Here is a 10,287-nt window from a genome sequence, read left to right as displayed (position 1 = left end):
CGCCTGCGCCCTGGCGAATCTCTTCATGGTGCGCAGGCGCTTGCTCCGGCTGCAAGAGGCGTAGGCGTAGTGTGTCGAGTGACCGAACCCGCGTGCCTCCTGTTCCGTGCCGTCACGGTGTCTTGTTCAGACCTTCCTTAGACAGAACTTAATAACACCGGTGACGCAGCGCGCCCGGACAGCATATCGCCGATCGATCAGCGGCCCGTCGCGTGGCGAACGCCTTGTTGGCCGTGCTATTAGCCGGGATCCCCGTACATCTCTCAGGGTCAGGAGCCGAGCAGCTCGCGCGCGATCACGACGCGCTGGATCTGGTTCGTGCCCTCGTAGATCTGCATGATCTTCGCGTCGCGGAAGAAGCGCTCGACGGGGAACTCGCGCGTGTAGCCGTAGCCGCCGAAGACCTGGACGGCGTCGGTCGCGACCTTCATCGCCGCGTCGCCGGCCCAGCACTTGGCCATCGACGCCTCGTAGGTGTTCCCCGTGATCCCGGCGTCCACCTGGCGCGCCGCGTGGTGGACCATGAGCCGCGCGGCGTGGACCTGCATGGCCATGTCGGCCAGCATGAACTGGATCCCCTGGAAGGCGGCGATCGGCTGGCCGAACTGCTGCCGCTCCTTCGCGTAGCCGACGGCGGCGTCGAGCGCCGCCTGGGCGACGCCGACCGCCATCGCGCCGGTCGCCGGGCGCGTGACGTCGAGCGTCTTCATCGCGATCTCGAACCCCGCGCCCTCCGCGCCGAGCCGCTGCGCGACGGGCACCTCGCAGTCGGTGAAGTGCAGCGCCACCGTGGGCGAGGCGCGGATCCCCAGCTTCCGCTCCTTCTTGCCGACGGAGAAGCCGGGCATCCCGGGCTCGATCAGGAACGCCGTGACGCCCTTCGCGCGCTTCGCGGGGTCCACCGTCGCGAAGACCGTGAGGACGCCGGCGTGGTCGCCGTTCGAGCACCACTGCTTGGAGCCGTTCAGGACGTAGCGGTCCCCGCGACGCTCGGCGCGGGTCCGCAGGCCCGCCGCGTCCGAGCCGGCGCCGGGCTCGGAGAGCGAGTACGCGGCGGTGATCTCGCCCGTCGCGAGACGCGGCAGGTACTTCTTCCTCTGCTCCTCGGTGCCCGCGATCACGATCGGCAGGCCGCCGAGCGGCGTCGCGCCGTAGTTCGTGGCCGTCGCGGCGCAGGCGTAGGCGATCTCCTCCTGGACCAGCGAGAGGGCCAGGCACCCCATGGCGCCGCCGCCGTACTCTTCCGGGACCCAGATCCCGTAGAGCCCGGAGTCGGCGATCGCGCGCATCGCCTCCTCGGGGTACGCCTCGGCCTCGTCGTAGCGCGCGGCGTACGGGAGGATCCTCTCGCGGGCAATTTTCCTGGCGAGGTCGCGGATCGCGCGCTGGTCGTCGGTGAGATAGAAGAGGTCGTTCATGATCTTCCCAGCTCCGCCTTGAGAAAGCGTCCGAGGCTCTGCAGATACGCGTCGAGGTCGCCGAGGTCCTCCTGGATCACGCGATAGATCTCGGCGTCCTCCACCCTCCAGTACAGATGGACGAGGAGATTGCGGAAGCGCGCCATCCGCGCCAGCCGCGCGCCGAGCGCCGAATCGACGGCGCCGATCTCCTGGAGCACGGCGATGCAGTCCGCGTAGTCCCGGGGGCTCCGCCCGCCCCGCCGCGCGGCGAGGTGATTGCAGATGTCGAGCGCCGCCTCGGTGGCGACGATCAGGAGATACTTGGCGCTGTTGACCGTGCGTGAATCGGCGAGGAACACCTCGCGCGGTGCCCGGCCGAGCTCCCGCAGCTCGCGGACGGCGCCCAACAGGTGACCGGCCAACTCGCGTAGGCGATCGAGGTTGACCTCACTCACCGAGGGCGTCCCGCAGGTACTGCCGCGCGAACGGCTCGAAGTCGAAGTACTCGTCCCAGGTACGCGCGCGCAGCTCGTCGAGAAACTCGCCGTCCCGCGTGAAGAGGAGCCGACCCGCCAGCGCATGATACCGGAAGGCCAGCGGCGCGTCGTTCAGCGCCTGCACGTCCACGCGCGGCCCGAGCCCGCGCTCGAGCCACAGGGCGAGGTCCAGCGCGTAGCGGGTGCCGTGATCGGGCTCGCGCGCGGGATCCACCCACACGGCCACGTCCACGTCGCGGTAGGGCCCCGGCGACGTGAATGACCCGTGAAGATACGCGAAGACGATCTCCGGCCGGTCTTCCAGCCGCCGTTTCAGCTCGGCGGCGATCCGGGAGCGGGCCAATGCGTCGGCCATGACTCCACGATTCTAGCGCCGATTGGCGCGGCTCGCCGCTCAGATGACGCGGCGGCGCCGCAGGTCGGCGAGCCGCTCGGGCGTGTAGCCGAGCGCCGCGCCGTAGATCCGCTCGTTGTGCTCGCCGAGCCGCGGCGGAAACGCGAGCGGCGGGGGGTCGCCGACGGGCGGCGCGGGCAGCACCACGGTGAGGCCGGTGCGCGGGTCGGTCACGCGCTGGAGCCGCGGGGCGACCAGCGGATCGGCCACGACGTCGGCCAGCGTGGCGACGCGCGCGATCGGGACGCCCACGCCCTGGAGCAGGGCCAGCGCCTCCGCTGTCGTGAGCCCGGCGAAGACCTCGCCGAGCGCCGCGTGGAGCCGCGGCGCCTCGGCGATCCGCCCCGCGTTGGTGTCGTACGACGGCGCGGCGAGCGTGGCGAACGGCGGAAGCTTCACGAGCGCCGCCCACTGGAGATCGTTGCCGACGGCGACGTAGACGTGGCCGTCGCGCGTCGCGAAGACCGAGACCGGCGCGAAGAACTGGTGGGTGTTCCCCTTGCGCGTGATCCGCTCGCCGAGGCTCGCCGCCAGGAGGATCGGGCTCGCCATCCACGAGACCGCGCTCCGCAGCATCGAGAGGTCGATCCGCGCGCCCTCGCCCGTGACGGCGCGGCGGTAGAGCGCCTTCATCACCTCGCCGTAGCCGTGCTCGGCCGCGCCCAGGTCCACCATCGGCAGGCCGAACGCGGTCGGCGGGCCGTCGGGCTCGCCGGTGAGCTCCATGAAGCCGGCCCGCGCCTGGAGGATCGGGTCGTAGGCGGCCTCGTCGTGGCCCGGGCCGAAGCCGGTGACGCCGAGCCAGACCAGGTCGGGCCTCGCCGCGCGGAGCGTGTCGAAGTCGATGCCGAGGCGCCGGTAGCTCCGCGGCCGCTGGTTCGTCGCGAAGACGTCCACGCGGAGCGCCGCGATCAGCTCGCGGAGGATCGCGCGCCCCTCGGCCTCCGCGAGGTTCAGCGTGATCGCCTCCTTGCCGAAGTTGTTCGGCAGGAAGTAGCTCCGCATGTCGGGCTCGCCGAGCACGTCGGCGCCGACGGCGCGGTTCGGGTCCGGGCGCTCGGCGTTCTCGACGCGGATCACGCGCGCGCCGTCGCAGGCGAGCCGGTAGGTCAGGAACGGCAGGACCGTCGCCTGCTCGAGCGAGAGGACCGTGAGGCCGTTGAGCGGCCGCGTCACCTGAGCGCGCGGCGATCGACGACCCGGATCGCCTTGCCTTGAGGCCGCTCGAGCTCGCCGAGCTTCAGGAGGCGCACCTCGGGCGAGAGCGCGAGGAGGTCGTGGAGCTCACGCCGAATGCGCGCCGCGACGCCGGGGTCGGAGCCGGGCTCGACCTCGAGGAGGACCGTCATGCGCTCGCCGCCCCCTTCGCCCTCGAGGACGATCTGGTACTCGTGGCTCGCCCCCGGCTGGCGGAGGACGACGTCCTCGACCTGGCGCGGGTAGAAGTTCACGCCCTTGAAGATCACCATGTCGTCGGTCCGCCCGCGCAGCCGGTCCACGCGGACCGCCGTCCGCCCGCAGTCGCACCGCGCGCGCGTGAGCACGCGCGTGAGGTCGTGGGTGCGGTAGCGCACGAGCGGCAGGCCCTCGCGGGTGAGCGTCGAGACGACGAGCTCGCCCTCCGTCCCGTCGGCCAGCGCCGCGCCCGTCCGCGGGTCGACGATCTCGACGTGGAAATGGTCCTCCCAGACGTGGATGCCCGCGCGCGCGGCGCAGTCGATCCCCATGCCGGGCCCGCCGGTCTCGGTCATCCCGATGATGTCGAAGGCGCGGATCGAGAGCTCGCGCTCGATCCGCGCGCGGAGCTCATCCGACCACATCTCCGAGCCGAAGATCCCGACGCGGAGTGAGAGCGACCCGAGGTCGAACCGCTCCTCGCGCGCCACCTCGAGCAGGCGCAGCGGGTAGGTCGCGATCGCGGCGAGGACGGTCGCGCGGAGGTCGCGCATGAGCCGGAGCTGGAGCGACGTGCGTCCGGCACCCGTCGGGATGACCATGGCACCGAGCCGCTCGGCGCCGTAGTGGAAGCCGAAGCCGCCCGTGAAGAGGCCGAACGACGGCGTGATCTGGACGACGTCCCGCGCGCCGACCCCGGCGGCGACGTAGCAGCGCGCCATGACCTCGCCCCACTGCTCGATGTCCGCCGCCGTGTAGGGGTTGACGATCGGGTTGCCGGTCGTCCCGCTCGACATGTGGAGCCGGCGGTAGCCGCGGTCGGTCCCGCACGCGAGGCCGAACGGATAGGCGTCGCGCAGCTCGGCCTTCGTGAGGAACGGGAGCCGCCACCAGTCCGCCGGCGTCTTCACGTCCTCCGGCCGGACGCCGCCGAGGCGGCGGGCGTACGCGGGATTGGCGAGGGCGCGCCCGAGCGTCTTCCGCATCCGCTCGAGGACCAGGCGCTCCATCGGCTCGCGCTCGAGCGCCTCGAGCTCGGGCTGCCACATCGCGCGCGCCGCCATGACGACGCGAGTGTAGCGTGGGGGACGGGCCGCGGCAACGTGGTCACCGGCTTGACAAACAGCCGTGCGCCTCTCATGCTCCGTCCCGCCGCGGCACCCGGAACGATCGACGAGGGGCATCTCCCCCGCTTGGAGGTCACGCGCCATGAATCGACTGCTGAGCCTGACGTCACTCGTGCTCGTGCTGCTCGCCGCTGCGCCGATGCCGACGGATGCGTGGACGCGGAGTCCGGCGACGACGTTCGCGCGCCTTCCCGAGGGTTCCACCGGGCCGGAAGGGTTGACCGTCGACTCCGACGGGAACGTCTACGTCACGACGTTCGGCTTCAACGCGTCGGGACCGGTGGGAGGCCCCGGCCAGCTCTTCGTCTTCGACCCCAGCGGGAGCTTGCTGCGACAGGTCAGCATCGCGAACTCGACGTCGCACCTGCTCGGTCTGGCCTTTCACCCGAAGACGGGCGACCTCCTCGTGATCGACTTCGGCGCGGCTACCGTGCTGAGGGTCAACCCGTTCACCGGCGCCTCATCGGTCTTCATGACGGTCACGGGGAGCGCGGGCCTCAACGCGCTCACGTTCGACGCCACGGGGAATGTCTACGTCTCGGATTCGTTCCAGGGCATCATCTGGAAGACTCCTCGGCACGGCGGCGCTGGTGCCGCGTGGGTGACGAGCTCGCTGCTCACCACCACCGGGACCCCGCCGTTCGGCGCCAACGGCCTGGCCTTCAACAAGGGCGGCACCGCGCTGTTCGTCGCCAACACCGGCAGCGACACCGTCGTCAGGATCCCCGTGACCGGTGGCACCCCGGGCACGCCGGCCGTCTTCGTCAACAGCATCAACGGCGCCGACGGCCTCGTGATCGACAAGGACGACAACATCTGGGTGTGCGCGAATCAGTCCGACGAGATCGTCGTCCTCGATCCCACCGGGCGCGCGATCGCAAAGCTCGGCGACTTCGAGGGCATCGACTCGGGTGGGGCGGCGCAGGGGCTCCTGTTCCCGGCGAGCCTCGCCTTCGGCGGCGACTTCCTCTACGTCACCAACCTGGCCCTCGACCTGAGGCTCTTCGGGCTCGCCCAGTCCCTCGACTCCCAGTGGACGCAGCAAGTCACGACGTACACGGTGTCGAAGATCCCCGCGCGCATTCCCACGATCCAGGGTCTGCCGTAGCCGGGCCGACGCCCGGAGCGCCGCGACCGCGCCGCCGCTACGCCGGAGTCAGGTTGCGCAGGACGACCGGCTTCCGCAGGCCCAGCGCGACCGGGAGGGCCCGGAGGACGGTCCCGAAGGTCTCGACCTGCCGCGCGAGCCAGGTGGCCTTCGGCGGGGGCGGGAGCGGCTCCGCGAGCGTCGTGAGGTCGAGATAGTAGGTCCGCGTGCGGCCCACGCCCTCGAACTCCTGCTCGAGCGACTGGGCGCCGGCCCTCACGCGGGCGTCGGCGCGCTCCCACAGGGGCTCGGTCATCAGGAGGTACTCGCGCACCGGCACGGAGTTCTTCAGCATCCGGTGGACGACGATGACGTCGAAGCCGGCCAGGCGCGTCAGCTGCTTCACCCGTTGGGGCGCGACCTCGCCGAGGTGGGCGACGAACTTCACCCTGAGGTTCCCCGCCTGGCTGCAGCCCTGGCACGGGCAGCCGTTGAGGCAGGCGATCTTCTGCTGGACCGTGTGGAACGCGCGGTGCATGGAGACCGACTGGCGGAGCGCCGTCTCCGCGAGCTCGGGGCTCGCCGCGTCCGCCGACGGGCGGTACAGGAACGCGGCGTCGCCCTCGACCTCGACGAGCTGGAGCGACGGCGACGCGTCGATCATGGCCTCGAGGAGCCGCGCGACCACGTCCTGCGCGTGGGCGAGGTCGGCGCGGTGGAAGTCCATGAAGCGCGTGTAGCCGGCGATGTCGGCGATCAGCAGGAGCCCGCGTTCCACGGCCATGGGCACCATCCTAGAGAACCCCGCGGGCCAGCACAAGGCGGGGGCCTCGCCCCAACGGGCCCGTCAGCGCGGCGCGCGCGCGAGGCCCAGGTAGGCGGAGCGGACGCGCGGGTCGTCGCCGAGCTCGCGGCTCGTCCCCGCCACCGCGACCCGGCCCGTCTCGAGCACGTAGCCGCGCGCCGCGAGCCGGAGCGCGCGCCGCGCGTTCTGCTCGACGAGGAGTACGGCGACGCCGCTCGCGTTGATGCGCTCGATGGTGCGGAAGATCTCGCGCGCGAGTATCGGCGCAAGCCCGAGCGACGGCTCGTCCAGCAGCAAGAGCCGCGGCCGGGTCATCAGCGCGCGCGCGATCGCGAGCATCTGCTGCTCGCCGCCCGAAAGCGTGCCGGCGCGCTGACGGCGCCGCTCGCGGAGCACGGGGAAGAGACGGAAGGCGTCCTCGAGCCGCGCCGGCACCTCGCCGCGCGCCACCGTGTGGCCGCCGACGAGGAGGTTCTCGAGCACGGTGAACTCGGGAAAGACGTCGCGCCCCTCGGGCACGTGGGCGACGCCGGCGGCGACGATCGCGTCGGCCGGCGCACCCGTGATGTCGCGCCCGTCCAGGAGGATGCGGCCGCGCACGGCGCGGACCAGCCCCGAGACGGCCCGGAGCGTCGTGGACTTGCCGCTGCCGTTGGCGCCGAGCAGCGTCACGATCTCCCCCCGCCCGACCGTGAGCGACACGCCCTCGACGGCGCGGCGCTTGCCGTAGAAGACCGCGAGGTCCTCGACCTCGAGCGTCGCCGCCATCAGTCCTCCGCGGCTCCCAGATACGCCTCGATCACGGCGGGGTCGGTCGCGATCGCGCGCGGCTCGCCCTCCGCGATCTTCCGTCCCTCGTCGAGGACCGCGATCCGGTCCGAGATCCCCATCACCAGCTCCATGTCGTGCTCGACGACGAGGACGGTGAGGCCACGCTCGTCGCGCAGCCGGACGATCAGGTCCATCAGCGTCCGGGTCTCGGTCGGGTTCAGGCCGCCGGCCGGCTCGTCGAGCAGGAGGAGCCGGGGCTCCGAGGCGAGCGCCCGCGCGAGCTCGAGCCGCTTCTGCAGGCCGAGCGGGAGGCTCCCGGCCGGGACGCCCGCCACGTCGGTGAGGCCGAGCCGGTCGAGCAGCGCGCGCGCGGTCTCGCGCGCCGCCGCCTCCTCGCGCCGGACCGAGGCGGCGCGGAGCGCGCCGCGCAGCGCGCCCCCGCGGAGGTGCGTGTGGCGGCCGACGAGGACGTTGTCCAGGACGCTGAGCGCCCGGAAGACCTCGGTGTTCTGGAAGGTGCGCGCGACGCCGCGCCGGGCGATCGCGTGCGGCGCGAGGGCGAGCAGGTCCTCGCCCCGGAGCGTCACGCGGCCGGCCATGGGGCGCTCCAGGCCCGTGACGATGTTGAAGACGGTGGACTTCCCAGCCCCGTTGGGGCCGATCAGCGCGAAGATCTCCCGCTCGGCCACCTCGACGGACACGCCGCGGAGCGCGGCGAGCCCGCCGAAGCTGATCGAGAGATCCTCGACGCTGAGCACCGCTACTCGCCCTTGAGCCAGTCCGTGAGCGGCTTGAACCGCCCCTTCTCGACGCGGACCCAGAAGCCCTGCTTCTGCGTCTCGTGGTCCGGCCCGATCGTGAGCCGCGGCAGGATCCCGCTCTCCCAGCCCTTGATCTTCCCGAGCGCGGCGACGAGCGACTCGCGCGTGAGGTTCCGGCCCGCGCGCTTCGCCCCCTCGGTGAACAGCATCCCGGCGAAGTACCCGGCGAGCGAGTAGCGATTGGGCGCGTTCGTCGGGAAGTACTTCTGCATGTGCTCGCGGTAGCGCACGACGCCCGGCAGCTCCGACATCAGCGGATCGGGCCAGAGCGACAGACCCTCGACGCCCTCGGCGGCCTCGCCCGCGAGCGACAGGTAGCGCTCGTCGGTGAGCGGGCCGGTCGAGACCATCAGCGTCTCGCTCCAGCCGATCTTCTGCCGCTCCTTCAGCGCCTGCGCGGCCGGCCCGGGCACCAGCACGAGGAAGGTCACCTGGGGCGCCGCCGCCTGCAGCTTCGCGATCTGCGCGCTCACGTCGGTCACGCCGCGTTTCACCGACTCGGCCGCGACGAGCTTGAGCCCGTGGCGCCCGAGGTCCTTCTCGAAGGCGGTCAGGAACGACTTGCCGTACTCGTCGTCCTGATAGAGGGCGGCGAACTTCTTGTACTTCCGCTGCCCCGCCAGGTAGTCGATCATCATCCGCGACGAGCGGTCGCTCAGCGTCATCCCCTGGAAGACCCGGGGCTTGGCGCGCGTGACGGTCGAGCTCTGGTACGGGAAGAGCAGCGGCACCTTCTGCTCCTCCAGGTAGTCGAGCGTCGCGACGACGGGCGGCGAGCCCTGCGGGATGATGATCGCGAAGACCTGGTCCTGCTCGACGAGCTTCTTCGTATTGGCCACGGCGTCCTGCGGCCGGTACCCATCGTCGTACCAGACGGTCCGGAGCTTGCGCCCGTGGATGCCGCCCGCGTCGTTGACGACCTTGAAGTAGAGCTCGACGCCGTACCGGGTGATCTGCTCGCCCGTGAAGGCGAGCGGGCCCGAGAACGAGTTCGAGCCGCCGATGAGGATGTCCGTGTCGGTGACGCCCGGCTCCGCCGCCGCGGGGCCCGAGGCGAACAGCAACGCGACGAGCGCCGGGAGCAGCGCCCAGTGGAACCTCATGTCCGTTCTCCTTTCAGGAATCGGAAGGCGCTCGCGACGCCGCCCGGCATGAACAGCATCGAGACGATCAGGATCGCGCCGAAGATCAGCGGCCGGTAGTTCTGGAACCCCGCGAGGGAGTCGTTGAGCACGGTGAGGAGCGCCGCGCCCACGATGGAGCCGGGCACCGATCCGAGACCGCCCACGATGATCATCGCCACGTAGTCCACCGAGAGAAAGACGTCGAACGCGTCGGGCGAGAGGAAGCCGACGACGAAGGCGAAGAGCCCGCCCGCCACGCCCGTGTAGACCGCCGAGATCACGAACGCGAGCGTCTTGTAGCGCGCCACCGAGACGCCGCTCGCCTGCGCGGCGATCTCGCTCTCGCGGATCGCGAGGAGCGCGCGCCCGGTCCGCGTCCGCACGAGGTTGAGCGCCCCCCAGGCCATGAGGACGCCCACCGCGACCACGAGGTAGTACCGCGCGGTGTCGGTCGAGAGCTCCCAGGGGCCGAGGCGCCCGGCGGGGACGCGCAGGCCGTCGTTGCCGCGCGTGAGCCAGTCGAGGTTCGTGATCGCCTCCACCACGACGAACCCGAACGCGAGCGTCGCCATCGCCAGGTAGAGGCCCTCGAGCCTGAGGCACGGGACGCCGAGGGCCAGGCCCACGAGCCCGGTGACGACCGCGGCGGCGGCGAGCGTCGCGACGACGGGGACGCCGGGCCAGCGGGTGGTCACGATCGCCGCCGTGTACGCGCCGACGGCGAGGAAGCCGGCGTGGCCGAACGAGAGCTGGTTCGTGTAGCCGGAGAGGAGGTTGAGCCCGATCGCGACGATCGCGTTGACGACGACGAGGCTCGCCAGGAACACGAAGTAGCGCGGCGAGAGCCACGGCCAGGCGAGGACCGC

Annotated in this window: 11 protein-coding genes; 1 reads left to right on the top strand and 10 read right to left on the bottom strand. The window is 71.6% G+C overall.

What is annotated here, in order from left to right; genetic code table 11:
* Positions 1–269 precede the first annotated feature (269 nt).
* The 5 genes from VKG64_19615 to VKG64_19595 are packed head-to-tail and all read right to left on the bottom strand — an operon-like array spanning position 270 to position 4,750.
* Positions 270–1,418 carry an acyl-CoA dehydrogenase family protein gene (locus VKG64_19615; protein HKB27248.1) on the bottom strand — a complete coding sequence of 383 codons (1,149 nt, stop codon included), beginning with the start codon at positions 1,416–1,418 and terminating at the stop codon, positions 270–272.
* The gene (locus tag VKG64_19610) at positions 1,415–1,855 is read right to left on the bottom strand and encodes a DUF86 domain-containing protein (GenBank protein HKB27247.1); all 441 of its coding nucleotides are present in this window, start codon (positions 1,853–1,855) and stop codon (positions 1,415–1,417) included. The genes VKG64_19615 and VKG64_19610 overlap by 4 nt, the downstream gene beginning before the upstream one ends.
* On the bottom strand, positions 1,848–2,252 hold the full coding sequence (locus VKG64_19605) for a nucleotidyltransferase domain-containing protein (protein HKB27246.1): 405 nt from the start codon (positions 2,250–2,252) through the stop codon (positions 1,848–1,850). Before VKG64_19605 ends, VKG64_19610 begins: the two co-directional genes overlap by 8 nt.
* Positions 2,253–2,291: 39 nt before the next feature.
* Positions 2,292–3,467 (bottom strand): CoA transferase, encoded by a 1,176-nt coding sequence (locus tag VKG64_19600; GenBank protein ID HKB27245.1) that lies wholly within the window; start codon positions 3,465–3,467, stop codon positions 2,292–2,294.
* Positions 3,464–4,750, bottom strand: coding sequence for a phenylacetate--CoA ligase (locus VKG64_19595; GenBank protein HKB27244.1), 1,287 nt, complete (start codon positions 4,748–4,750; stop codon positions 3,464–3,466). Before VKG64_19595 ends, VKG64_19600 begins: the two co-directional genes overlap by 4 nt.
* 145 nt (positions 4,751–4,895) lie before the next feature.
* Here VKG64_19595 and VKG64_19590 point away from each other — a divergent pair, with 145 nt between their 5' ends.
* On the top strand, positions 4,896–5,921 hold the full coding sequence (locus VKG64_19590) for an SMP-30/gluconolactonase/LRE family protein (protein HKB27243.1): 1,026 nt from the start codon (positions 4,896–4,898) through the stop codon (positions 5,919–5,921).
* A 37-nt stretch (positions 5,922–5,958) separates the two neighbouring features.
* Here the strand turns inward: VKG64_19590 and VKG64_19585 are convergent, their stop codons facing one another.
* The 5 genes from VKG64_19585 to VKG64_19565 all read right to left on the bottom strand — a co-directional run.
* Complete coding sequence (locus tag VKG64_19585) at positions 5,959–6,684, bottom strand: DUF2652 domain-containing protein (GenBank protein ID HKB27242.1); 726 nt, start codon at positions 6,682–6,684, stop codon at positions 5,959–5,961.
* 63 nt (positions 6,685–6,747) lie between these two features.
* Positions 6,748–7,473: an ABC transporter ATP-binding protein gene (locus tag VKG64_19580; GenBank protein ID HKB27241.1), complete on the bottom strand. Its 726-nt coding sequence runs from the start codon at positions 7,471–7,473 to the stop codon at positions 6,748–6,750.
* A complete protein-coding gene (locus tag VKG64_19575) occupies positions 7,473–8,234 on the bottom strand; it encodes an ABC transporter ATP-binding protein (protein HKB27240.1) in 762 nt (253 codons plus the stop codon). The genes VKG64_19580 and VKG64_19575 overlap by 1 nt, the downstream gene beginning before the upstream one ends.
* Positions 8,235–8,236: 2 nt before the next feature.
* Positions 8,237–9,400: an ABC transporter substrate-binding protein gene (locus tag VKG64_19570; protein ID HKB27239.1), complete on the bottom strand. Its 1,164-nt coding sequence runs from the start codon at positions 9,398–9,400 to the stop codon at positions 8,237–8,239.
* Positions 9,397–10,287: branched-chain amino acid ABC transporter permease (locus tag VKG64_19565; protein HKB27238.1), on the bottom strand; the 891-nt coding region annotated here is incomplete at its 5' end. The genes VKG64_19570 and VKG64_19565, both read right to left, overlap by 4 nt.

The organism is Candidatus Methylomirabilota bacterium (assembly GCA_035260325.1).
Taxonomy (GTDB): domain Bacteria; phylum Methylomirabilota; class Methylomirabilia; order Rokubacteriales; family CSP1-6; genus AR19.
This window is presented reverse-complemented; position numbering and strand designations above follow the sequence as displayed.

Bases quoted from the DNA above. Each gene is read 5' to 3' on its own strand.
- VKG64_19615 (HKB27248.1), bottom strand. From the start codon at position 1,418: ATGAACGACCTCTTCTATCTCACCGACGACCAGCGCGCGATCCGCGAC.
- VKG64_19605 (HKB27246.1), bottom strand. From the start codon at position 2,252: ATGGCCGACGCATTGGCCCGCTCCCGGATCGCCGCCGAGCTGAAACGG.
- VKG64_19595 (HKB27244.1), bottom strand. From the start codon at position 4,750: ATGGCGGCGCGCGCGATGTGGCAGCCCGAGCTCGAGGCGCTCGAGCGC.
- VKG64_19590 (HKB27243.1), top strand. From the start codon at position 4,896: ATGAATCGACTGCTGAGCCTGACGTCACTCGTGCTCGTGCTGCTCGCC.
- VKG64_19585 (HKB27242.1), bottom strand. From the start codon at position 6,684: ATGGCCGTGGAACGCGGGCTCCTGCTGATCGCCGACATCGCCGGCTAC.
- VKG64_19580 (HKB27241.1), bottom strand. From the start codon at position 7,473: ATGGCGGCGACGCTCGAGGTCGAGGACCTCGCGGTCTTCTACGGCAAG.
- VKG64_19570 (HKB27239.1), bottom strand. From the start codon at position 9,400: ATGAGGTTCCACTGGGCGCTGCTCCCGGCGCTCGTCGCGTTGCTGTTC.